The 22929-nt window shown below is 53.6% G+C and carries 19 protein-coding genes, 2 pseudogenes and 1 riboswitch; of the genes and pseudogenes, 14 read left to right on the top strand and 7 right to left on the bottom strand.

Annotation, left to right across the window (positions count from 1 at the left end; translation table 11 throughout):
* Nucleotides 1-309 precede the first annotated feature (309 nt).
* The 6 genes and pseudogenes from EAW52_RS22220 to EAW52_RS22195 all read left to right on the top strand — a co-directional run bounded on the left by EAW52_RS22220 (nt 310) and on the right by EAW52_RS22195 (nt 5970).
* The gene (locus EAW52_RS22220; protein WP_122044102.1) at nt 310-1797 is read left to right on the top strand and encodes a SulP family inorganic anion transporter; all 1488 of its coding nucleotides are present in this window, start codon (nt 310-312) and stop codon (nt 1795-1797) included.
* 16 nt (nt 1798-1813) lie between these two features.
* Nucleotides 1814-2657 (top strand): annotated as a pseudogene (locus EAW52_RS22215) (universal stress protein).
* A 435-nt stretch (nt 2658-3092) separates the two neighbouring features.
* A complete protein-coding gene (locus EAW52_RS22210; protein WP_010798589.1) occupies nt 3093-3341 on the top strand; it encodes a hypothetical protein in 249 nt (82 codons plus the stop codon).
* Nucleotides 3342-3503: 162 nt separating this feature from the next.
* A complete protein-coding gene (locus EAW52_RS22205) occupies nt 3504-4019 on the top strand; it encodes a cupin domain-containing protein (protein ID WP_122044101.1) in 516 nt (171 codons plus the stop codon).
* A 426-nt stretch (nt 4020-4445) separates the two neighbouring features.
* The gene (locus EAW52_RS22200) at nt 4446-5639 is read left to right on the top strand and encodes a GAF domain-containing sensor histidine kinase (RefSeq protein ID WP_122044100.1); all 1194 of its coding nucleotides are present in this window, start codon (nt 4446-4448) and stop codon (nt 5637-5639) included.
* Nucleotides 5640-5733: 94 nt separating this feature from the next.
* On the top strand, nt 5734-5970 hold the full coding sequence (locus tag EAW52_RS22195) for a hypothetical protein (RefSeq protein WP_122044099.1): 237 nt from the start codon (nt 5734-5736) through the stop codon (nt 5968-5970).
* Between the two features lie 47 nt (nt 5971-6017).
* On the opposite strand, the gene EAW52_RS22190 is transcribed toward EAW52_RS22195, so the two are convergent.
* A complete protein-coding gene (locus EAW52_RS22190) occupies nt 6018-6629 on the bottom strand; it encodes an NAD(P)-dependent oxidoreductase (RefSeq protein ID WP_122044098.1) in 612 nt (203 codons plus the stop codon).
* Nucleotides 6630-6740: 111 nt separating this feature from the next.
* Here EAW52_RS22190 and EAW52_RS22185 point away from each other — a divergent pair, with 111 nt between their 5' ends.
* Nucleotides 6741-7115, top strand: a complete 375-nt coding sequence (locus EAW52_RS22185) for a helix-turn-helix domain-containing protein (RefSeq protein WP_177411919.1) — start codon at nt 6741-6743, stop codon at nt 7113-7115.
* Nucleotides 7116-7133: 18 nt separating this feature from the next.
* On the opposite strand, the gene EAW52_RS22180 is transcribed toward EAW52_RS22185, so the two are convergent.
* Nucleotides 7134-8183 (bottom strand): DUF1615 domain-containing protein, encoded by a 1050-nt coding sequence (locus tag EAW52_RS22180; RefSeq protein WP_162997788.1) that lies wholly within the window; start codon nt 8181-8183, stop codon nt 7134-7136.
* Between the two features lie 338 nt (nt 8184-8521).
* On the opposite strand from EAW52_RS22180, the gene EAW52_RS22175 reads away from it, so the two are divergent.
* From EAW52_RS22175 to EAW52_RS22165, 3 genes are all read left to right on the top strand, one after another.
* Nucleotides 8522-9670, top strand: a complete 1149-nt coding sequence (locus tag EAW52_RS22175; protein ID WP_122044096.1) for a dienelactone hydrolase family protein — start codon at nt 8522-8524, stop codon at nt 9668-9670.
* A 19-nt stretch (nt 9671-9689) separates the two neighbouring features.
* A complete protein-coding gene (locus EAW52_RS22170; RefSeq protein ID WP_122044095.1) occupies nt 9690-10028 on the top strand; it encodes a YceK/YidQ family lipoprotein in 339 nt (112 codons plus the stop codon).
* A gap of 893 nt (nt 10029-10921) precedes the next feature.
* A complete protein-coding gene (locus EAW52_RS22165) occupies nt 10922-11107 on the top strand; it encodes a hypothetical protein (RefSeq protein ID WP_122044094.1) in 186 nt (61 codons plus the stop codon).
* A gap of 74 nt (nt 11108-11181) precedes the next feature.
* Here the strand turns inward: EAW52_RS22165 and EAW52_RS26050 are convergent, their stop codons facing one another.
* Both EAW52_RS26050 and EAW52_RS22160 read right to left on the bottom strand, forming a co-directional pair.
* Complete coding sequence (locus tag EAW52_RS26050) at nt 11182-11322, bottom strand: hypothetical protein (protein ID WP_019364986.1); 141 nt, start codon at nt 11320-11322, stop codon at nt 11182-11184.
* A 154-nt stretch (nt 11323-11476) separates the two neighbouring features.
* The gene (locus tag EAW52_RS22160) at nt 11477-13534 is read right to left on the bottom strand and encodes a DEAD/DEAH box helicase (protein WP_122044093.1); all 2058 of its coding nucleotides are present in this window, start codon (nt 13532-13534) and stop codon (nt 11477-11479) included.
* Between the two features lie 708 nt (nt 13535-14242).
* Here EAW52_RS22160 and EAW52_RS22155 point away from each other — a divergent pair.
* The 3 genes from EAW52_RS22155 (at nt 14243) to EAW52_RS22145 (ending at nt 18780) form a co-directional block, all read left to right on the top strand.
* Entirely contained in the window at nt 14243-15664 is a 1422-nt protein-coding gene (locus tag EAW52_RS22155; protein WP_122044092.1) for an OprD family outer membrane porin, read from the top strand.
* Between the two features lie 337 nt (nt 15665-16001).
* The gene (locus tag EAW52_RS22150; RefSeq protein ID WP_122044091.1) at nt 16002-17549 is read left to right on the top strand and encodes a TerC family protein; all 1548 of its coding nucleotides are present in this window, start codon (nt 16002-16004) and stop codon (nt 17547-17549) included.
* A gap of 223 nt (nt 17550-17772) precedes the next feature.
* Complete coding sequence (locus tag EAW52_RS22145) at nt 17773-18780, top strand: TerC family protein (protein ID WP_122044090.1); 1008 nt, start codon at nt 17773-17775, stop codon at nt 18778-18780.
* Between the two features lie 48 nt (nt 18781-18828).
* On the opposite strand, the pseudogene EAW52_RS22140 reads toward EAW52_RS22145, so the two are convergent.
* The 3 genes and pseudogenes from EAW52_RS22140 to blaLUT all read right to left on the bottom strand — a co-directional run.
* Nucleotides 18829-19824 (bottom strand): annotated as a pseudogene (locus tag EAW52_RS22140) (glycoside hydrolase family 5 protein); the annotation flags it as partial.
* 18 nt (nt 19825-19842) lie between these two features.
* The gene (locus EAW52_RS26510) at nt 19843-20121 is read right to left on the bottom strand and encodes a hypothetical protein (protein ID WP_256680656.1); all 279 of its coding nucleotides are present in this window, start codon (nt 20119-20121) and stop codon (nt 19843-19845) included.
* Between the two features lie 478 nt (nt 20122-20599).
* Nucleotides 20600-20661, bottom strand: a riboswitch (Fluoride riboswitch).
* Between the two features lie 43 nt (nt 20662-20704).
* Entirely contained in the window at nt 20705-21595 is an 891-nt protein-coding gene (blaLUT, locus tag EAW52_RS22135; RefSeq protein WP_122044089.1) for an LUT family class A beta-lactamase, read from the bottom strand.
* A 312-nt stretch (nt 21596-21907) separates the two neighbouring features.
* Between blaLUT and EAW52_RS22130 the strand changes: the two genes are divergently transcribed.
* A complete protein-coding gene (locus tag EAW52_RS22130) occupies nt 21908-22927 on the top strand; it encodes a 2-hydroxyacid dehydrogenase (protein ID WP_122044088.1) in 1020 nt (339 codons plus the stop codon).
* Nucleotides 22928-22929 lie beyond the last annotated feature (2 nt).

The following is a 22929-nucleotide window of genomic DNA, read 5'->3' as shown; positions in this document are numbered from 1 at the left end:
TTTTTCAAAAAATCGTGTTAGGCTTATTGTGCTAAATGACTAGTAAAACCGGATATAGAAAGGTATCCCATGATTAAGTTGACTATGCCCATCTGGCTGCCCACGCCGCCATAGATCTCCCCCTCCCCAAGAAAGCGGCCCTGCTTTTGTCTAAAGCTTAGCTGTTTATTCAGCCCAGGCTTTCTGCCGTGGTACCGGTGTGTCTTACGCCTGTCTGACGGCAAATCAAACCCTTAAAACTTATCGCTGCTTTGCTCTGCACGCCCTTTGTTTTGGCATGCCTAGTCACGCATATTGCGCGGATTTTTTATGCTCGCTGCTATTAGAAATACGTGGTTCTCCAACGTAAAGAACGATCTTTTATCCGGTATTGTGGTAGCCCTCGCCTTGATTCCAGAGGCCATCGCGTTTTCCATCATTGCAGGTGTCGACCCAAAGGTTGGGTTGTACGCCTCCTTTTGTATTGCTGTTGTGATTGCATTTGTGGGTGGTCGTCCCGGCATGATCTCGGCCGCGACTGGTGCCATGGCTCTGCTGATGGTCACTCTGGTCAAGGACCATGGCCTTCAATATCTTCTGGCCGCAACGCTTCTTACAGGCGTGCTCCAGATCATAGCCGGTTACCTGAAATTGGGCTCGCTGATGAGGTTTGTCTCGCGCTCGGTCGTCACCGGCTTTGTCAATGCCCTGGGTATCCTGATCTTTATGGCTCAGCTACCCGAACTCACCCATGTAACCTGGCACGTGTACACCATGACAGCAGCCGGGCTTGGCATCATCTATCTCTTTCCCTACCTTCCGGTGATCGGCAAGGCCCTTCCCTCCCCGTTGGTATGCATCGTCATTCTTACTGCGGTGTCGATGTCGCTGGGGCTTGATATCCGTACGGTGGGCGATATGGGAGCGCTTCCGGATACACTGCCCGTTTTCCTCTGGCCTGAAATACCCCTCAACCTGGAAACACTGGCGATTATCTTCCCTTACTCCGCGGCGCTTACAGTGGTGGGTCTGCTGGAATCCATGATGACCGCAACCATCGTTGATGATATTACCGATACGCCCAGCGACAAGAATCGCGAATGCAAAGGTCAGGGTATCGCTAATATCGCCTCTGGCTTGCTGGGTGGCATGGCTGGTTGCGCGATGATCGGCCAATCCATCATTAACATGAAGTCAGGCGGCAGGGCGCGCCTGTCAACGCTGTCAGCGGGTATCTTTCTACTCTTGATGGTGGTTTTTTTAGGTAAATGGTTATCGCAGATCCCCATGGCAGCCCTGGTGGCCGTCATGATCATGGTGTCTATCGGGACCTTCAGCTGGGATTCAATCCGTAATATTAAACACCATCCCCTCTCGACTAATATCGTTATGGTCGCAACAGTCGCAGTGGTTGTGGCCACGCATAACCTGGCCTATGGTGTTCTCGTGGGTGTCCTGTTGGCTGCCCTCTTCTTTGCCAACAAAGTGAGCCATTACCTACGCGTTGACTCGGTCCTGTCAGCAAATGGACATGAAAAAACCTACAGAGTCGCTGGTCAGGTGTTCTTTAGCTCATCCACTAAATTTGTCGATTCGTTCGATTTTAAGGACGCCGTAGACAAGGTCGTGATTGACCTGACCCATGCCCATTTCTGGGACATTACTTCGGTATCCGCACTCGATAAGGTAGTGATCAAGTTGCGCCGCGAGGGTACTGACGTTCAGGTCATTGGCCTGAACGAGGCGAGCAAAACCATCGTTGATCGCTTTGGTACGCATGACAAGCCTGACGCTCTCGACAACCTCACGAGCCATTAACAACAAGGAGAACACCATGCAAAATGTCATGGCCTATATTGATGGCTCCGCCTCTGCCCTCTCGGTGTGTGACTATGCGGCCTGGGCCAGCCCGCTATGCCCTGCCTCTAGCGCTTCTGCATGTCCTGGACCGGGCACAGTATCTAATACCAGGTGACCTGAGCGGCAGCGTAGGCCTGGGCAGTCGGGAGCGCTTACTGGATGAGCTCACCCGGCTGGATGAGCAGCGCGCTCGTCTGGCTCGTGAACAAGGGGAACATATGCTAGCCGCAGCGCAGCAACGCGCCGCCGCGGCTGCATCCGTTCAGGCAAGCGTCTTGCAACGGCATGGAAACCTTGTCGATACCCTTCGTGATCTGGAAACAGACATGCGTTTGCTGGTGATTGGCAAACAGGGTGAGCACACGTCCAGCATTGGAGTTGGTAGCCAGGTTGAAAGCGTGGCCCGTACGCTCCATGGACCCATGTTGATTGCAACAGGCGCGTACAAAGAGCCCAAACGAGCAGTGATTGCCTTTGATGGCAGTGAAACGGCGCACATGACTGTGCAGCTGATAGGTCACAGCGCCCTCTTCCAGGGGCTTGACTGCTATTTGTTCTTTGCAGGCTAGGCTTCAACGGCTATTAGCGAGCAACTGGAGTGGGCAAGGCAGACCCTCACAGCAGCAGGAATTCAGACACAACAGGTGGTTCGTAAAGGCAAAGTAGCCGATGTGATTCCTCAATACATAGAGGAACACGCCATGGATATGCTGGTAATGGGAGCTTATGGGCATTCAGCCATACGGCGCTTCTTGGTAGGTAGCACAACGACCCGCATGATCCAGCAAACCTCGGTACCTCTGCTTCTGCTCAGGTAACTCTTCTTACTTGGCCGTGTCTCGTCAGCCGCGGCCAAGCTTAGTCGTTTGAAATGTTAACCTGTCTCGAAGGCATCAGTCCTTCTGACTTCAGCGAAGTAGTCCTCAACGATGGTAGCTCCCTTCCTATAGATCGCACCGGCACGCCGAGCTTAGGGATCGCTGGTGGCTTCGCTTCATTTCAGCCAAGTGACACTGATTTACATCTTGATTTTTCGAAGGGCGTAAAGACTTATGACGGTCATCGTTTCATAACCTCACCTCCTTTAGATCACGCCGGTTTTCTGACGGCCCAGCGCCAAGCGTATCAATCACCATTGTAATTGGCGCCTATCGGCCATAAGTGATCGTTCGGAGGATGATGCTCGGAAAAGCATCGTTGCAATGCTATTAAAGTAGCCAGGCAAGCAATCAGACTTGCCAGGTAGTTGGACTATGGAAACGAGTGATCGCCCCGTGAAACCTGACAATGTGGTTCATGAGTACACGTCTGCATTAGTACTGGGCATTCGCTTCGTCTGTGTATTGGCGCTGTCTGCAATGATTGCCGGTAAGCTTTCCAGGCTTATGGGTACTGACAATGTTGTTGTTTATTTCCTGGTGTTTATTGCGCTGGTCGTGCTGTTGAACAAGATTCTGGAAAGCCTGTTTGCGCGCCGCAAGTTGGTGCCGGAAGAGGAATGAGATTTACATTACTGCTTCCTATACGATCGGCACCATTGATCGCTGACGCGGTTAGCGATCGCACTTCATGGTATCGCTTGCACAAAGGAGCAAAAATGGAATCCGTCATCGCTCTATGATTGTCTATGCTGCATAACCAGACGCCCCACGGATCTCGCAGCCATGACAATAATTCCCGCCAGCAAGGCAGCCGTGCTGGCTCAAACGCTTATTCGCAACCTGAGCAGTGCGTCGCTGACGCATGAAACCTACGGCCCTTTGTTTGAAAGTCAGAGCGGCAGCCTTTCTGAAGGAACGGCTGCACAAAAGCTTGGTTTATCGCTGGATATCGTTCCGCCAGGCAAGCGCTCATGTCCCTATCACTTTCACCATGCTCAGGAAGAGGCATTTCTCATTCTGGAAGGCACGGGTACGCTGCGGGTGGCAGGCGAGTATGTGCCGATACAGGCCGGCGATGTGCTTTTTATTCCTGCCGGCCCTGACTATCCACATCAGATCATCAATACGTCCCACGCTGAGTTGAAATACCTGTCAATCAGCACGAAAGAGTCGCCCGAAGTCGTAGAGTATCCAGATTCGGGTAAGTACCTTGCGACTGCCAGTGCCAAGGGAATCAAGGCGTTTCGCGCTCTACAGAGGACCGAGGCCAACTTGGACTATTGGGAAGGTGAAATCTGAACACAGCTGTGTTCTGGAGGCCTCTCTATGCCCGAGGTTATGTCGTTAGAGAGGCATTGCTTGCTGCCGTGACCTGTATGGGCGTGCGCTTTTTCCATTTCCAGCCAGCAGCCATCCTGCTACAGGTACGGTCGTTATAGAACACTATCCTGCTAATACGGTAGCGCTTCACGCTCAACAGCGTCCCACTGTGTAAGCCTCCGGGCACGCCTAAGCCAGGGATGTGTCATGCAGGCGGCTCTTGAGCCATCCGAGGGTAAAAGACGGCAATGGCAAGCGACTTTGAAAGTCGTCTCCCTGGCCAGGAGTCTCACCTGTGTAAACTGTATACGTCCAAAGGTTGTCAACGAAACGATAATCGCGTTCACTACCCTGATCTATCGTCAGGGGCAGCCGTGAAGTACGCCTCGCTTCAAGGTATAACTCATGATGCGTACACTCGAGAATGATCTTTCCATCATCGCTAGAATCAGTGCTGTTGGCGTTATTCTCAAGGTCATATCTGAAAGCACCCTTCTTCGTTTTGTCGCAATCGCACGGGTAACTGAAGATTCCTGGACAACCTGTGCCGTATTGGACCTGATCGGCTTTGGGCTCAAGGTAGGCGATCCTCTGGATGTCACCACAACACTGTGCCGCGAAGTCCATGCAAGCCAGGACTCGATCCTAATCAATCACGCCAGTGCAGATACGCGCTACTGCAGCCACCCAACCCCCAAGCAGTATGGTTTTGAAAGTTATATCTCGGTTCCCATCTTCCGGCGCGATGGCAGTTTCTTCGGCACGTTGTGCGCACTGGATCCAGAGCCCGCGAATCTGGACGAGACGAAAACCTTGGCAATGATGAGTTCGTTTACTCATCTGCTTTCGCTGGAAATAGAAACCCAGGAAAACCTTATCGAAACCGAAAGCAAGCTGCTTGATGAAAAGCTGACGGCCAAATCCCGAGAGCATTTTCTTGCCTTGGTTGGCCATGATCTGCGCAATCCACTGTTCTCCATTTGTGCGGGTGCACAGCGGCTACTGCAAACACCGCGCGAGGATCAGGAACGCTCGCTGGTCGAACTGATCCACGCTTCTGCCCAGCGAGCCCTACGAATGGTGGAAGACATCTTTGATTTCTCCAGAGGACAGCTGGGTAATGGCATCCCGCTAGCCAAGGAGGAGCGCGGCAACCTGGAACTGCACCTTCGGCAGGTCGTCAATGAGCTACAGGCAACCTACCCTGATCGCTGCATTGAAAGTGCGGTAAATACATTGGGGACGGTCTATTGCGATTGCGACCGCCTGGCGCAGCTTCTGTCGAACCTGACAGCCAACGCCATTCAGCACGGCAATCCGCAAAGCCCTATTCTGATCCGTGCAGAGGTGGAGAATGGTTTACTGAGGCTATCCGTTCACAACGATGGCGAGCCTCTTTCTGAAAATATCCTGTCTGGCCTGTTCCAACCGTATTGGCGGGCCAGCCGAACGACGCTTCAGACCAACCTGCAACAGGGGCTGGGTATCGGGCTGTACATCGTCAATGAAATTGCCCGCTCCCATGGTGGCCATATGAAGGTAAATTCCAACCGAGACAGCGGGACGGTATTCACCCTCACCATGCCAGTAAATCGCTAGCAAGCAAGCGCTCTAGCATCGCCTTTCGAGCTGAATGGTAGGAACATCGGCGGTGCTGTACCTGTCGAAGTGAAAACAACGACAGAATGGTTTTATGACAGTGAACGCCTTGAAATACCGCCTTGCCTCGCTCGATCCGCCCGTCAAGTACACACTTGAGAGTCGGGGCGATGTATTTGTCATTACGCTCATCGACCCGCGAACGCCTGCCAAGGTTGAGCGGAGCCTGCTTAATCGTCATGCCGCGAATCAGGAACTCATGAACACCATCATTGAAGATGCCATCCATGAGCTCCGTCGCAAAGGTTCAACCGTTGCACGGGATCTATAAGCGCAACCGCTCACGAGCAAGCGAACGGTAACGATTCTGTCCTCGTTTTAGTACCCAACGGTAAACCGGTTGCGGAGATGCCTGCCTTGCTCCAGTTCGTCAACCATGGCGATTGCATAATCTTCGAATGAAATGTGGCTCCGTCCCTTCTGATCTACCAGCAGGCTATCTTCACCCAGTCGAAACGCCCCAGTGCGTGGCCCATGTACGAATTCGGCCGAGGGCGAAAGAAATGTCCAGTCAAGCGCTGGCTCCCTTTGTAACCGCTCGAGAAAGAGCGCACCCGCCGAAGCCTCTGGCTTGTATTCCGATGGGAAATCAGGCGTATCGATTACTCTGACTCCGGGTGCCACCTCAAGGCTTCCCGCGCCACCCACTACCAGATAACGTCTGATCCCAGCCTTTTTTACCGCTGAGATAAGAATTTCCGGGTTGCTGCTGGTAAACATGACGGCACTGATAACGGCGTCATGACCCTTTAGGACACCCGTCAATTCAGCTTCGTTATTCGCATCGACCGCTACCGGTAGTACACCTGCTACCTTTTTTATACGAGAGGCATTTCTGGCAATTGCAGTCACTTCATGCCCTCGCTTCACCAACTCATCCTGAATGCATGAGCCGGCATTTCCTGACGCGCCAATTAATGCAACCTTCATGTATAGTCTCCTTCCGTTAGTTAGTAACTTTCGGAAACCACGTTAATTGACGCGATACGTTCCGACAAGAACGCACTTTTTTCTCACTTGGTTACCCTGAGGTGACTGCCAATGAATCAAGCGGCTCTGGCACCCGACACATTTAGCGCTGACTGTCCAACCCGGCGGATACTGGATCGAATTGCAGATAAGTGGACGGTGCTGATACTCGATCTTCTGCTGGAAAGCCCCCTACGGTTCAATGAGCTATTGCGCCGAATCGGCGGGCTTTCCCAGAAGATGTTATCGCAGACATTGAAAACGCTCGAGCGGGACGGTCTGGTCTTGCGTACGGCATTTCCCACCGTTCCGGTCACCGTGGAATACCGTATCACCGAGCTGGGCGTTACCCTCGCCGAGACGCTCCAGCCACTTCGGTTGTGGGCAGAGGCGAATATGGACGCGATCGATCAGGCCCAACTGCGCTACGACAGCACGCCTCGGTAAACCAAGGCGTGCTGCACGTCACTTCGCACGCGCCAGACAGCGCTGGTAGCGCTCCTCGACACGCTTGGCAAACCAGGCGGTGGTTAGTTTGCGGGTAATCTTGGGGCTTTCGAGCGTAATGCCTGGCAATATGGCCCGAGGTAGCGATTTACCCGCTTTCTTCTCAGCCAGCTCGAAAACGCGGGTGTACAATTTGGATTCCTCGAAATCGAGTGTTTCTCCTTTTTCAAGCGCACGTCGTATGGCCAGTTCACTCATGTCCAGTCGTTTGCCCAGCTTACGGACGGCCAGTTCGGTTGCACTCGGCTCCAGTGACCCATAGCGGATCAGATCGCCGTCCAGCGCAAGAGAAACGCCTGTCAGACTGCTCACTGCCCGCTGAAACGCAGCATTACGGCTCGAATACCAACCGGCATTGTAATCGGCAAATCGGTAGATCTGTTGGGTGTAGCTGACCGGATAGCCAAGCAGGTGTGCCGTCCCGAAATAAACACCGCCGCGTCGGGTAAAGACCTCGTTACGGATCGATCCGTTAAACGTATAGGGATAACCTCTGGATTGGCGCTCAGCGAACGCCACGCTGACCTGCATCGGCCCGCCAGTTTCAACAGGGTTGAAGCTGCCAAAGAGTGTCTTGCCCAGCGGGGCCATACCAATGAAGTCATCAAAGATATCGCTCAGCTCTTTTTCGGTATGCGCCGCAGCAAGTCGCTCGTTATAAGTTTTGCCGTTGGGTGACCGTAGGCTTAATGCGGTACGGACCAGAAAGGCCGGTATATGCAACTTGCCTGCGCGGCGATCGATTTCCTTTTTCGCAATCGAGCCCATGCCTGGTACCCGAGGGTTCGCCTGGAACGTTGACTCCTGCTCGGTCACCGCCAATACGGAACAGATATTTTCGGTTGTTGAAGAAATTTTTTGCGCATCGAGCGCCGTATAAATATCCCTAGCCCAGCCCTGGCGATCAGACACACTACCAGGCATAAGCCTGACAATCCTGGCTTGTACTTCAGTTGGGCTGGGCGCAGATACCTGCTGCGGAGAGTGTGTTCCACATCCTGCCAGCATCAATAGGGCTGTAAGTCCAAGAGCGTACCGGCCATAGCGTAAACCGCTATCCAGTCCCCTGGAAATGGAGTGGAATGATACAAGGAACGTGGCCACCGTGGGTGTGAGACGGAGGGTCTGCAAGGATTATGGTTCCCGTGTCGAGGTGAGATGCGTGTGAGACCTGCCCCCTATCGAAAGAATTCCACCTCGATAGCAAACGTAACGGCCTGCCTCATCCTATCGGATATCGGCCTGAACAGCTGAGGTCCGAATTGCCAGAGGGCCCATCCATTTTTAAGTTGTCATACTGCTGTCTATACTCTCGCCTCAATAACAACAACAGCCGGAGTCGCACCTTGAATATTCTGAAATCTCTCGTGCTTTGCGGGATCAGCCTTGCCGCAGCAAATGCTCAAGCCCAGTCAGCTTCCGCTCCCATTACAGCCGACGCACTTCCCGGCAATTACCTGCTGCTCAAACAGAAGATGACCTACCCAGATAGCTGGCTGTCAGGTCATTACAAGCACTTTTCAAAATGGCGTACCCATGCCCAAACGCTACTGCGCGAGGCGTTGCTAACACCCGATTCAAAGCGTGCCTTCAACGCTCAGGTTATTGATCAGCAGCAGCGTTCAGGCTACAGCGCTCAGAAGATCAGGTTCACGCTGACGGATGAAAGTCGTGTCAACGCTTTGCTTCTCTTGCCTGATACGCCCGGCCCTCATCCCGCGGTGCTAATGCTGCATGACCATGGGGCGCGGTTTGATATTGGCAAAGAGAAGATGGTCAAACCATGGGGTGATCAAACAGTATCTGCTTCCGCGCAGCAGTGGGCTGACAAATATTTCTCTGGCCGCTTTCCTGGCGATGAGCTGGCCAAGCGGGGCTATGTCGTACTTTCGGTCGATGCCCTTGGTTGGGGTGAGCGCGGCCCGGTGACATACGAACAGCAACAGGCGCTTGCCAGCAATTTCTTCAATCTGGGACGTTCCCTTGCCGGAACAATGGCCTATGATGACATGCGCTCGGTCGATTTTCTGGCAACGCTTCCGATGGTCGACGCACGTCGCATCGGCGCTGTCGGGTTCTCCATGGGGGCCTTTCGCGCCTGGCAGTTAGCAGCCCTTTCAGACAAGGTTGCGGCAACTGCTGCCATTTCCTGGTTTGGGACTTACCAAGGCCTGATGACGCCAGGGAATAACACATTACGCGGCCAGTCATCGTACTACATGCTGCATCCAGGCATACCGGCCCGGCTCGATATTCCAGACGTTGCCGGAATTGCTGCACCCCGTCCGTTGTTGCTTTTCAACGGTGGAAAGGACACGCTGTTCCCTTCAGAATCGGTCGAAGCGGCTTACGCCAAGGTGTACCGCATCTGGCGTTCTCAACAGGCCGAGCTGAATCTCACCACACAGCTGTGGCCCGAACTTGGCCACGTGTTTGTGCAGGAGCAACAGGAAGCCGCTTTTGTCTGGCTTGATCAGTGGCTCAAGCCACGTTGATATAGAAGGAACGATAGGCATGAAGCTTGACACGATTGCCATTGGCGTCCTGGCGCTGGGCCTGACTGGGTGTGGGACCCTCAATACGGTGTTCCAAGACGATGCGACTACCAGCTACAAGCTCAGGCAGCAGAAAACCTATTGCGAGTCCATAAGCCGGGTCTATAGCGGCGTGGCGTACGATTTCTGCTCACTCAACGCTCCGCCCGTTATCTATCCCCCACCTCAGGAAAAACATGCTGTTCCACTGATTGCGGTAGATATAGCGCTTTCTGGTGTGTTGGATACGTTGGTATTGCCTTACACGATCTATCAGCAGAACAAATACGGCAGTATGGAAATCAAGGGCCAGAAATAGTTTCTCCCCTCTATTCCAGTAACGCCAATCTATGGCCGTTTGGATCTGCACTCGATGAACCAAGTGTGATCGAGTGCAGATGCTTACAGCATGGACCGAAGAACGGCTTAGAGCCAGAATACTGCACGGGGGCGTAGCCAGCAGTGGCTCGGCAAAACTTCCCAGCCAGGGCAAGGGATGGTGCTCCGTACGACCAACTACCAACACACCCACCTCATCACGGCTGCAATAGTTGGTTACTGCAGCAATGGGCTGTAATCGCCTCGCCTCGACATAATCAAACATAACCAGGTGCAATGCTGCTCGGCTGGCTTGCGCCGGCGCTTGGGCACGCATAAAGGCAGCAGTCCGCTAACAGCTGTTGTCCACCACAAGAAGGAGGCGTTGATAGCGATTCATGCCGCGGCTCCTTGGGGCTCTCCCGCTACCTGATGCCACTATCGTCATACGCCTGTAAAGCCGAGGCTTGATACACATCAAAGAAATGAAGCAGACCTGCGTGTTGCAGGACACCATAAGTCACGGCACGTGATGTCAACCCAGGTAGAAGGTGTTTCTCAGCCTGCCCCCAGTTATGGAGATCGGCAACGCCGATTATCCATACGTCGCCAGGTTTCGCATATGACGCAAAGGAGTGCTTAGCTTGGAGGTACGTTCAAGTGGGGCCTACGGAACTGACTGACATGGTCCAGGCTACCGCGCTCCGCTCAAACGACAGTCTGTAGTACAGCACGTCGGTTACCTACGTAACCAAGGTCATGATTGCTGGCGGTGAAATAAGGCTGAAATGAAAAGAGCGGTATGTATACAGCACGCACAAGCCTTGATGTAAATCAGTACCAGACGTTCTACATGAGCGTAACTATGGACGAAACCTTACATGGTCCCTGCCCATGAACATACTTATCAAACAGTCACCAGCCCACTCCCTGCTCCAGCTCATGATTCACGGCTGCGATCTACAAGCCGGAACAATGTTGGCCCAGGAGCGCCAGCATGAGCAGTCAGGCCCCATTCGCCTGTCCAGACATTTGAGACAGGGCTCCACTGCTTTTTTGGATCTTTATCAAAAGCGCTAATCGCTGTCAGGTTAATGTGTCATCCCTTGTGCTTACGCAACAGCTCGTATCAAGCACGAGGGATGGCACCCGTTTCAACGGACTGGATCAATGTTGCCAGTCGCCTTTTTAAGCTGTACCTGTTTTTGCGTACCCAGCAGAAAAGCCGCTTTTTCGGCAAAACTGGTGTGGATATGCAAGGCATTGGCTGGATTACGAAACAATTGATGAGTCATGGCGCTACCCTCTTTAACTGGTGGGCTCTTCAAGGAAGAGACAGGTTCACCATAGGCAGCGCAGGAACAAGCTAGAAATGTTTTGTAGCACTAGTCATCATCAGCCAAATCGATAATCGGAGAAACAGATTCCTTTTCAAGGCCTTAGCCGCTATCAACATGGCCCTCTCGATTTGGTCGTATACCAGAGTACACGACTAACTCCTCGTGTGATCGCAACATAAGAGAGCCTTGATGACTCATCGGCCATCGCCTGATCATAGGTGTTCTGAAAAAAACCAGACGCTCTATACAATGCGTTGCGCAGCGGATGTGGTAACGCACCGGCTCCGTCGTCCACAACAATGGCTACTTCAGCCTGCAATCCCTTCGCCCGGTGAATGGTATAGCAGCGAACAGGTAGCGCCTTGTCGAGATGGCTTTGAAGGGTCTTGAGCGTCTCATTGCGTCGGCTCAACAGCAACACCGCGGTCCGCTCCGAAGAGTTTCGACTTGCAGCATGGGCGCACTGAGCCTCGATCTCCTTTACCACTTCCGGCAGGCGACTCTTGAAATCGAACCGTGTAACCGCCTGCACGCCATGATCACCTCGCTTGACGGTCCTGGCGGCCTGGCAGGTCTTTTCCTGCTTGAATACTACGCCAACCAATACTCTCTCAGCGTCCCGAATAATGGGTTCCACGGAGCGATAGTTGGTAGCCAGCGTCAGAACGGTACTTTTTCTGTTTCGTCCCTGGCTTGGAAAATGACGGTCGAAGTTCATGAAGAGTTCGGGAGAGCTTCCTCGCCAGCCATAAATGGATTGCCAGTCATCCCCTATCGCCATAAGACTGATTGCCCGCTTCTGACGGGCCAGATATCCATGGACGGCTTGTAGCCACAATACGATCTGTGGGGAGATGTCCTGAAATTCATCGATCAGCAGATGACTGAAGGGCATCAGCATTTCCGGACGGATACTCCGATCGTTTCGATTGAGCCGATCGGTAAGCTCCTGAAACGCACGGTTGAACGTCAGCAGACCCCTCTCTTTCAGGCAGGCTTCAAACGTTTTCCAGAAAAGCCCCAGGGCCTCGATAAAGATCTGCTCGCGAACGGAACACTGCACGCTATCGCTTTGCAAACGATCTACCCGTAGTCCCAGGCTTTCGATAAAGCCCGCCTGGACGTAGAACGCCTCAAAAAGCGGAACCGCTACGAACTCGCCCTCCAGCTTGAACGGCTTGAGTGGAGCGGGCCTGTTTCCTTCGCTTTCATCGCTTTCGTTAGCGATATTCAACAGCTTGTCGACCTTCCTCTTGAACGCCGGGACGTCTGAATAGGCACGCTGGTAGGCCTGTTTGAGCAGGTCCAACTGCACAGGATGAAGACGGCCGCCTGTCAATGGATTGTCCAGCTCGGTAGCCGATGCCTTGCGATCGGACAGCTGCTCAAACCATACCGGCGCACCTAATGCGTCCTTGGCTAGCATACCCATCGCCGAATGAAAGGTCCGTACGCAGCTGCGCGCCTGCTCAGCTGAAAAAGAGAACTTCCAGAAGGACAATACCTTGATAAGCTGCTCGCGCAGCTGCGCGCAGGAGTCGTTAGTAAACGATATGACTGTGAGCTGTTCGGGCTTGATATCCAGATGGCACAGCATGAAGACTACGCGCAGCACCAGCGTAGTGGACTTGCCCGCCCCTGCACCTGCAAAGATGCGCGTAGCCGGGCTGCGGCTGACAATCATACCCCACTGCTCGTCTGACGGCGCCCGGATTATTCCTGCTTTGACGGCTTCGGCTACGCGCTCATGCATCGCCTGAACGTGCTGCTCGGTTATAGACAGTAACGCAGGCCCATAGAGTCCTTCCGTGGTAGCTCTATGGGCCTTGGGCTCAGACTCCAAAGGCTTCTTGGCTCGTCCGCTCGGCTTCGTTGATCGCTTGGTCGCAGTTGCACTCTTGCTTTGAACTTTTTTAGCCGTGGGAGCCGGCTTGCCACGCTTTGGAGAACCTTTTGCACCGGCTTCAGATTTTTTGCGTGGGTTGACTTTCTGGGTGGGCTTACGGGCGACCATGGACTTGATTTTATTGGTCAGCAATGAGCCCGCCTGCTTGCTTGGCTTGGGATGAGACAGCGGGCCATCACCATTGCTCTGCAGGTATTCCGTGGTACGTGGAAAATAGTTCGATAACGCCCCTGCCAGGTAGCGTTTAACAGCAGACAGCATGTGGATTCTATCCGGTTGAAACTCACCCTCAATGATACGGCGTTTTGGCTCGTTGTGCTGGATAGATAATCAGGGGAATACTCAGTGTGGCTGCAACGAGCAGAAGCAAACTACCGGCAGCCAAGCACCCTTTTGAAAAACCATGCACCATTACAGAGCACACCTGTGCACAGTCGGTACGCATTTCATCACCGATATCTTTCTCAGGCGTAACAATGGTTTAGCGACTGTTACCAAATGTATACAGGCTTAATGATATCGAAACTGCCCTGATTTTATGCATTTACGCCATAAATATATGTGTAACGGACAAACATAAAGCTGACTAATCAGTCATGTTTCCTTGGGTACAGCTTCTGCATAGAGCCCTGCGACGGGCATGAAATCTTGGAACTGTTTCCATGGATCTCCATGCCGTTAAACGGCCTACTTGGTTGCCTTGGCCCTGTCTCGATACGCCATTCGGGAAGTGAGCAAAGCGCAATAGAAGCAGAAACCCATTTTATTCAAATTGACTCGGCGAGACGGGTTTCTAAGCCATGGGCCTAGTACGTCTCGATTGAGGGAGAGCAAATACGTAAGCGTTTCGTTAATAGTTCTGGCAGAGCGTATAGCGCCGCGCCGCGGACACTTTCCTTCTGCCTGTCAGCAGGAAAAGCACCATGGGGCGTTTCACTCGAACTCCTATAAAAATCATAAGGAAAATAGATGTCTACTTTGTATCGCGCCGGTTTTACCCTTTCGCTACTTGCACTTTCGCTTGCAGCTCAGGCTCAGTCTCCGGCCCCTGATGACCCTAGTTACATTAATGAAGTCCAGAGCCTTCCCAATGTGCAGAAGCCGGTCAAAGGCCAGGCAGGCGCCAAGGGATTTTTTGGAGACGATACGCTAACGCTGACCACGCGGAACTTTGCTGCTCGGGAGATCGGGCAAGACCGTTTCGGTTTCACCTATCCCAAGAACGGCTCCCGTCACTTCACTCATACTCGTAATACCTGGGTTCAGGGCACAACGCTCAAATACAGCTCCGGTTATACGCAAGGTACCGTGGGGTTCGGTATCGATGTTGCCGGGTTCAATGCCATCAACCTGGAGCGAGGCAAGGGACGAATCGGTGGTGGCGGCAACCGTACGCTGGCAGACAGTGACGGTCATGGCCACGATGAATGGTCAAAGCTAGGGGTAGCTGATGTCCGTTTGCGTGTGTCCAATACCGAGCTTAAGGTCGGTCGCTTTCTGATCGATACACCCGTGGTCAGCTATAACGACAACCGCGCTCTGCCCTCCAGCTTTACCGGTTTCGGGATCGTCAGCGATGAATGGGACAACCTGTCGCTTCAAGCCGGCAGCTTCCGCCGTGCCAGTCCGCGAACCGGTGCAGGCGATGAGAAATTCACGACCGAATACGGTACACGTGAGGTCATTGGTGATCATTTGAGCTACCTGGGCGGTAACTACAAGCCGCTGGACGGGTTCGAGATCAGCCTCTACGGCGCACAGTTTGAAGACGTCTGGAACCAGTATTACTTGGGGTTGAGCAAGACTGGCGGTGATATCAAGACGTTTGGCTGGAAAGCTGCATTCAATGGATATCGTACCCTCGATCAAGGCGATGCGAAGGCTGGCAATATAAACAATACTGCGTGGAGCATGGCGCTTACCGGCAGCCATCAGGCTCACAGCCTGACGTTCGTGTACCAGCAGATTGAAGGAAACGAGTACTTCGACTACGCCCACGAGACCGCTGCGATCTACTTGGGCAACTCAATGTTTTCGGACTATAACGGGCCAAACGAGAAGTCCGCCCAGGTCCGGTACGAGACTGACTGGAGCTACTTCGGCGTTCCGGGCCTGACAACGGGCATCTGGTACGTTAAGGGCTGGGACATCGACGGTACGCATTACAATCCCGGCAGTGGCAATTACGCTAACTATGCCGAAGTACTACAACAGGACGGGGAAACCCACCACGAACTCGGGCTGGTCGGCACATACCAGGTCCAGTCCGGCCGGATCAAGGACAGCAAGTTCCGCCTGATGCTGACCCGTCACAAGGCTAGCCAGAATCAGGTAGACGGCAGCTTCAAAGAGATCCGCCTCGTTTCCACATTGCCATTCAACTTCCTGTAATACCGAAGGACGCGCTTCGGCGCGTCCTTTCTCACCCTGCTGGTCCATAGCAAATTGTAATAGTTTCGCTTTAGGCAAATGTCTATCACCCGGTTAAGCTCTAGGCTTTCCACTCTATCCAAGGTGTTATGAACACGTCCTCCGAACCTCCCAGTCGACGCTTCCCTTTCATATCGAGCAGCCCTGCTCAGCGTCACGTTGCCACTTCCTTACGCCCTTTCTGTTTACCTCACAATGCCCTCTCGTTGCCACGGTGCCTGCTTGATCATCCCATCGCGCACACCGACGCTGTACACGTTCGGCTATTCAACTTCCAACAGATAGAGGCCTGATCCACATGGAATGGATTGCTGATCCCACCGCGTGGCTGGGGCTCGCCACGCTGATCGTGCTTGAGCTGGTCCTAGGCATCGATAACTTGGTGTTTATTGCCATTCTGGCAGACAAACTGCCGCCTCACTTACGTGACCGCGCCCGCATCATCGGCCTGTCGCTGGCGATGCTGATGCGTCTGGGTCTGCTGGCCGGCATTTCGTGGCTGGTAACCCTTACCGCTCCGTTGTTCGAGGTATTTGGCAAGAGCTTTTCCGGGCGCGACCTTATTATGCTGTTTGGCGGTATTTTCCTGCTCTTCAAAGCCACGATGGAATTGCATGAACGCCTTGAAGGACATGTCGTTCAGGCACGAAACAGCAAAACCTACGCGGCTTTCTGGCCTATCGTCGCACAGATCGTGGTGCTGGACGCAGTCTTCTCGCTGGATTCCGTGATTACCGCGGTCGGCATGGTCGACCATCTCTCCATCATGATGATCGCGGTGATCGTCTCGATCGGGGTAATGATCGTTGCGAGCAAGCCTCTGACCCACTTCGTCAATGCACACCCTACCGTCATCATGCTGTGCCTGGGCTTCTTGATGATGATCGGTTTGAGCCTGACCGCCGATGGTTTGGGCTTTCATATTCCGAAGGGCTACCTGTATGCCGCGATTGGCTTCTCGATTCTGATCGAGCTGCTCAACCAGATCGCACGCCTGCGACGTCGTAAGAAGCTGCACGGAAACCATCCCTTGAGGGAGCGCACGGCATACGCGGTCATGCGCCTGTTGGGCGGGCGCAAGTTTGAAACGGACGAGATGGATGACGAGATCACTGACCTGCTGGATGATGACCGTGATCAAAGCGTCTTCCATCGCCAGGAACGCATCATGATCAGCAGTGTATTGAACCTGTCCGAACGGCCGATTCGCAGCCTCATGACGGTACGCTCCGATGTGGACTACATCGACCTGGCCAATACAGATGAGCACAATCGCCAGCGTCTGATGGACTCCCCTCACTCACGCCTGCCGGTCATACGAGACGGTAAAGTTGATGAGCCGCTGGGATTCATTCATAAGAAAGACCTGCTTCGTGAGTTGCTGGCAGGACACGATGTAGCATTCGATAGCGCTATTCATGTCCCTATCGTATTGCCAGAAACCTGCGGGGCCTTGCATGCGTTGGAACAGCTTCGCCATGCTTCGACGCACATCGCGTTTGTAGTCAACGAATTCGGTGATTTCGTAGGTGTGCTGACCATTACCGATATGCTTGAGGCCATTGCAGGTGATCTTCCAGACGCCAGCGAAATGGAAGTGCCCGATATCCGCAAGGACAAGGACGGCTTTATCGTCAGTGGTGGACTCCCGCTGGATGTTCTCAGGCAGCGCCTGGGCTTTCAGGCCAAGGCTACTCAGGACTATCAGACGCTGGCCGGCCTCGTCATGAGCCTGCTGGATCGGTTGCCTGTCAAAGGTGATCGCGTGGAATGGCTAGATTGGAGTCTCACCGTGACCGACATTGACGAGCGACGCGTTAGCCGCGTTTATCTTCGCAAGCGATAAGGCCATTGACAGGGCTCTTGGAAAAGGCGGCTTCAAGCCGCCTTTTCTGTTCGCCCGCATTTGCTCGTTCCCCTCATAAAGTCGCAACGTTTTGTCAAACTTGTCAGTTGAGACGCTGCAGAAAAGGACTTAACGTAATCAGCGTGACGCCGGACCCCTCTGACGGTTCCTACCGCCATGTCGGAGTCACAGCTGGTACAACTTCGACTGTAAGGAGGGGCTCATGAACACCCTAGAAGCGTTTCTGTTCGCCGATTTTCTTGGTACGGCCACGTGGTTGTGGCTCGCATTTCTGGCTGTCGTCATCACCCTGCTCACGCTTGATCTTGGGGTTCTGCATCGTGACAATCACGAGATAGGGATCAAGGAAAGTCTATTCCTCTCGGCAGGCTATATCAGCATGGGCCTGTTGTTTGCTGTGTGGGTATGGTTCCAGAAAGGCGGTGACGCCAGCATGGACTACCTGACCGGCTTTCTAATCGAAAAATCGCTCTCAATGGACAACGTGTTTGTCATGGCGATCATCTTCAGCTTTGTTGGCATTCCCCGCCAGTATCAGCACAAGGTGCTGTTCTGGGGAGTCATGGGTGTAATCGTCCTCCGAGCACTTATGATTGGCCTGGGTGCAGCCCTTATCCATCAGTTCAGCTGGATCCTCTATGTGTTTGGGGTATTTCTTGTCGTCACCGGCATCAAAATGCTGTTCGCCAAGGTGGATGAAGCTCCAAACCTGGAAGATAACGTCCTGGTCAAGTTCTTGCGCAGGCGGATGCGCGTTACGAATGAGCTGCACGAGCAGCACTTCTTTGTAAAGAAACCCAATGCTGCCGGCCACATAGTCTGGTGGGCAACACCGTTGTTCCTCGCGTTGATCCTGATTGAGTGTGCTGATCTGGTGTTTGCGGTGGATAGCGTACCGGCGATCTTCTCGATCACACAGGATCCGTTCATTGTCTACACCTCAAATATCTTTGCGATCCTGGGTTTGCGTGCACTCTACTTTGCGCTGGCTGCCCTGATTCATCGCTTCGCCTACCTCAAGTATGCGCTGGCGTTGGTTCTGGTGTTCATCGGGAGCAAGATCTTCCTGGTAGGCATCATTGGCAAAATACCTGCCGCCTTGTCATTGAGTGTAACGCTGGGCTTGCTGGCGGGTGGCGTACTGGTATCACTCTGGAAAACCCGGTCAACGGAACCTGCCAAGATCGAGCGCCCCAACGCTGAGCGCTGATCAGGTTAATGCTCAAGCCCTGGCGCCTTACTCGCCAGGGCTTCTGCTTTACCAATGCCACCAATAGGCGTGCGTGTTTGTCTTTGCCTGGCAGATTGGAAGCCATGATGCCAGTGCAAACTGACAAACGAATGGCTTAGGTAGGGGCTGAGGTACTGGCGCGGGCTCAGGTACGGGCTGCGGTTGAGCCGGTACTGGCTGTGGAATAGGCACGGGCTTTGGTTGAGGTTGCGGCTCAGGCTTGGGTTGGGGCACGGGCGGAGTTGGGCTTGCCGCTTTTTGTGGCCCAATAGACACACACGAATTACTAGTCTCCACATATTTACGCAAGATCGGCCATTGGATGCGGTCCTTGCCGTCAACAGGCTCCACACTCAATACATAGTCGTCACCCCATCCTGGCCCGGCAGCCCAGACAGAAGCTGGGATACAATTTTCAGCGAGGTACTTGAGGGTATTGTCGAGCGCAGGTAACCAGGCAGGATTATTGTTTGGAACGCCGATTTCTCCCAGATAGCCTTTCTTGTTGTTGGCTTTCAACCACTCTACAAACGGCCTGACCCGATTGACACCAACCATAGGATCATTCATCCCAGCATCCCGAGGATTGGTGTAAGTGCCAGAGTTGTTATCGTCCAGGTAGGTATGGGCTGAATAAAGAATCTTGTCGGCCGGATCCTTGACGGAGAGCAGACCTGCACTTGAAGACGACGACCATAGCCAGGCACTAGAGAAGTTTTCACCTTCCACCAATATGTAATGGGTATTATCGATGCGGCGAACACCATCGATACCCGCCTGCATGATGGACGCCACCTTACCCGACGTCGCATAGGGTTCATTCATCACGTCATAGGCGAACAAGGCAGGGTGACTTCCCCATGTCATTGCCATTCGATACGTGACATCACGAAACGCGTCTAGCGGGACATTTCGACTGCCAATCAGCTGATTCTTGTACCGTGCAAAGTTATGCAGGTCCAGAATAACCCGCATATTGTATTTGTGGGCGTAGTCCAGCGTCTGGGTTACAAGCCCGGCATAGGTTGGATCAAACGATGCCTAGGTGGTTTTCTGCAGACGTTCCCACAGGATGGGGAAACGAATGGTCTTTATGCCCTTTGCGCTCCACGCCTTGAAATACTGCTCCGTAGGAAAGATGTAGTCAACGCCATTAGCGCCCGGCAGCACCTCGGCTGCAAAACTTGCACCCGACATGTTCAGGCTTACCAGGTCGATGCCTGCTTCGGCCGTTGACAACGCGGATAACAATCCAGCAGCCAGCACTACCTTTATGGCGGCCACGGTAAAACCTCGGGGCTTTAAGATCGCACCCTTCATAGCAGCTTCCTTGCATGAGTTGATGTATCCCTTCCCGCCTCTGTGTAAACAGAATGCGGAGGTAAAGGCCTCTCCAGCGCAGCGCAGGGAGGCCAGGAAGAACTATACGCGCTACGTTTGAGATCAAAGTGATAGCAGCGTCATAGTTATTTAGCTTTCTCGATATGCCTCATGAGGTTTGACGCAATCTTGTGCGCCAGATGTACTTTTGGATCCAGGCGAAGCCAGCCTAGAAGATTGATCACACCCGAACGTGTCATCCTATCAATAGCGTATCGATGATCCAGAACCCCAGACCGGTCGTGAATAGCGTTCCAGTGGGAAGGAGAGAAACATCCCATTCAGCGTTACACCAAGCCAAAAGCGCAACGCGCAGCCAGGAGAGCTACCGGTTACAGCAGCGGGAAAAGAAACGTACATGATTGACCTTTCCTGATGTGGGAAGGGTACAGGCACATGCCTAAGACCCTTCTAGACAGGGTTCTTAGGCATCATTAGCCCAAGAGCAGTTAAAGGAGAAATACCATCTCCTGTACACCAGTTTAACTACCCGCTGCGCATAAGCGTAGCGTATGGGCTGGAATTAGCCTGTCACCCATTCAGCCACAATGCGCGCCGCATCGGCCAGTACGTCATTGCGCGCTTCCGCCTGCGGGTTTTCAAGAGCGGAATAGAGAGCCAGCACAACGGGTGCATGGCGAGGCGGCCAGAGGATAGCCACGTCGTTGGCCGAGCCGTAATCACCCGTACCCGTCTTATCGCCGACCTGCCAGCCAGCCGGTACCCCGGCCCGGATACGCTTGCCACCCGTGGTATTGCCTTTCAACCACGCCTGCAACTGATGCTGTTTATCCGCAGCCAGCATGTCACCCAATGCCAGACGTTGCAGGCTCATTGCCATGGCCTGAGGGGTATTCGTATCACGAGGATCTCCCGGAATAGCCGAATTAAGTTCGGTTTCCCATCGATCGAGGCGAAAATGCGTATCGCCTATCGAGCGGGCAAATGCGGTGACCGCTTCAGGCCCCCCCAGCTTTTTCATGAGCATATTGGCCGCGGTGTTATCACTGTACTGAATGCCTGCGGCGCACAACTCGGCAACGGTCATCCCAGTGACAACGTGCTTTTCCGTCACGGGAGAGTATGTGACCAGATCGGCCCGGGTGTACGTGAGCCGCTCTTCGAGGAGCCCCGGTTCGTCTTGGCTTCGGGCGAGAAACGCTGAGGCGAGCATGACCTTGAACGTGCTGTTCATGGCAAACCGCTCATTGGCGCGATAGCCCAACTGTGCTCCATCTGCGGTATCGATGGCGCATACCCCAAGCCGTCCGTTCAGCTTCTGCTCCAACTTAGCCAGCCGATCTTGAAAGGAAGCATCATCCCGATTAGCGCCAGCCAGCGTACCTAGCGAATAAGACGCAGACACCACAGCGCTAGCCAATAAAAACGTTCGACGGTTAAGGATGACATTCATAGCGCGGACTCGTAATCGACTATGTAGGAAAACAACCTACTGGTTACAGACGTCACGTCGCCTGTAACCAGCAGGGAAACGGTGCAAGCGTAGCGCTGATGGAAGTCGGCTTACCAGCACAAGCGTTCTCAGGATGTTTGCACAATTCGCAGTTTTGGTGCTCAGGCTCAGTGAACCCCACGTTGAAGTAGCAGCCTAGACGGTTTCGTCTAGGCTTGGGGTATCTGTATCAGACGTGGGCATTGCCATACTGGCCGTGCAGTAGCGGACGTCGGACGACCATTTCGCTCTTTTGTGACTTGAGGAGATCGCATGAAAATCACTGTTTTCAGCGCCCAGCCCTACGATCAGCGGTTTCTTGACGAAGCCAATGAACACCATTTCGCCCATCACAACTTCGAGTTCACCTATCAAAATGTCCCGCTCTCGCTTCAAACCGTTGCGCTCGCGCAGGGCAGCGACGCCATTTGCACCTTCGTCAACGATCAACTCGATGCGCCTGTTCTCGAAACACTCAAGGAGTATGGGGTCAATGCGATTCTCCTGCGTTGTGCAGGTTTCAATAATGTAGACCTCGACGCTGCCGAGCGACTAGGACTCTTCGTTGCGCGTGTCCCTGCCTATTCACCCGAAGCAGTGGCCGAGCACACCATTGCGCTTATCCTTACGCTTAACCGGCATACGCACCGGGCTTATAACCGCGTCCGCGAAGGCAATTTCATGCTGGAGGGCCTGCTCGGGTTTACGCTGCATGGAAAAACGGTCGGGGTTATCGGCACCGGCAAAATCGGTTTGGCAACGGCCCGCATCCTGAAAGGATTTGGCTGTCGTCTGCTGGGATACGATCCCATGCCTGCGCCTGAATTCAAGACGCTTGGGGATTTCGTTGACCTCGACATGCTACTGGCACAATCGGACATCGTGACGTTGCACTGCCCCTTGATGGACGCAACCCGCCACATCATCAATGAACGCACCTTGGCCGAGATGAAGCCTGGCGCCATGCTCGTCAATACCTCCCGCGGCGGGCTGGTGGACACAGCCGCTGTTATAGAGGCACTGAAGAGCCGTCAGTTAGGCGCCCTGGCCATTGATGTGTATGAGCAGGAAAGTTTCCTCTTCTTCCATGATCGCTCATCCGACATCATTGATGACGATGTCTTCCAGCGGCTGATGACCTTTCCCAATGTAATTGTGACTGGACACCAAGGCTTCTTTACCGTCGAAGCGCTACGCGAGATTTCCGAGGTGACACTCCATAACCTGGAATGCCTGGTGAACGGGACAGCATGCTCCAATGTACTGATCAACAGGGATCCGGCCGGCCGCTAAGG

The sequence above is a fragment of the Pseudomonas sp. LTJR-52 genome, assembly GCF_003691465.1.
Classification (GTDB): Bacteria; Pseudomonadota; Gammaproteobacteria; order Pseudomonadales; family Pseudomonadaceae; genus Chryseomonas; species Chryseomonas luteola.
The sequence above is the reverse complement of the archived record's forward strand: the minus strand, read 5'-3'. Positions and strand labels throughout refer to the sequence as shown.

Excerpts from the sequence above, each read along its gene's own strand:
- EAW52_RS22220 (WP_122044102.1), top strand. The coding sequence starts at position 310 with ATGCTCGCTGCTATTAGAAATACGTGGTTCTCCAACGTAAAGAACGAT.
- EAW52_RS22210 (WP_010798589.1), top strand. The coding sequence starts at position 3,093 with ATGGAAACGAGTGATCGCCCCGTGAAACCTGACAATGTGGTTCATGAG.
- EAW52_RS22205 (WP_122044101.1), top strand. The coding sequence starts at position 3,504 with ATGACAATAATTCCCGCCAGCAAGGCAGCCGTGCTGGCTCAAACGCTT.
- EAW52_RS22200 (WP_122044100.1), top strand. The coding sequence starts at position 4,446 with ATGATGCGTACACTCGAGAATGATCTTTCCATCATCGCTAGAATCAGT.
- EAW52_RS22195 (WP_122044099.1), top strand. The coding sequence starts at position 5,734 with ATGACAGTGAACGCCTTGAAATACCGCCTTGCCTCGCTCGATCCGCCC.
- EAW52_RS22190 (WP_122044098.1), bottom strand. The coding sequence starts at position 6,629 with ATGAAGGTTGCATTAATTGGCGCGTCAGGAAATGCCGGCTCATGCATT.
- EAW52_RS22185 (WP_177411919.1), top strand. The coding sequence starts at position 6,741 with ATGAATCAAGCGGCTCTGGCACCCGACACATTTAGCGCTGACTGTCCA.
- EAW52_RS22180 (WP_162997788.1), bottom strand. The coding sequence starts at position 8,183 with ATGCTGGCAGGATGTGGAACACACTCTCCGCAGCAGGTATCTGCGCCC.
- EAW52_RS22170 (WP_122044095.1), top strand. The coding sequence starts at position 9,690 with ATGAAGCTTGACACGATTGCCATTGGCGTCCTGGCGCTGGGCCTGACT.
- EAW52_RS22165 (WP_122044094.1), top strand. The coding sequence starts at position 10,922 with ATGAACATACTTATCAAACAGTCACCAGCCCACTCCCTGCTCCAGCTC.
- EAW52_RS26050 (WP_019364986.1), bottom strand. The coding sequence starts at position 11,322 with ATGACTCATCAATTGTTTCGTAATCCAGCCAATGCCTTGCATATCCAC.
- EAW52_RS22160 (WP_122044093.1), bottom strand. The coding sequence starts at position 13,534 with ATGCTGTCTGCTGTTAAACGCTACCTGGCAGGGGCGTTATCGAACTAT.
- EAW52_RS22155 (WP_122044092.1), top strand. The coding sequence starts at position 14,243 with ATGTCTACTTTGTATCGCGCCGGTTTTACCCTTTCGCTACTTGCACTT.
- EAW52_RS22150 (WP_122044091.1), top strand. The coding sequence starts at position 16,002 with ATGGAATGGATTGCTGATCCCACCGCGTGGCTGGGGCTCGCCACGCTG.
- EAW52_RS22145 (WP_122044090.1), top strand. The coding sequence starts at position 17,773 with ATGAACACCCTAGAAGCGTTTCTGTTCGCCGATTTTCTTGGTACGGCC.
- EAW52_RS26510 (WP_256680656.1), bottom strand. The coding sequence starts at position 20,121 with ATGAAGGGTGCGATCTTAAAGCCCCGAGGTTTTACCGTGGCCGCCATA.
- blaLUT (WP_122044089.1), bottom strand. The coding sequence starts at position 21,595 with ATGAATGTCATCCTTAACCGTCGAACGTTTTTATTGGCTAGCGCTGTG.
- EAW52_RS22130 (WP_122044088.1), top strand. The coding sequence starts at position 21,908 with ATGAAAATCACTGTTTTCAGCGCCCAGCCCTACGATCAGCGGTTTCTT.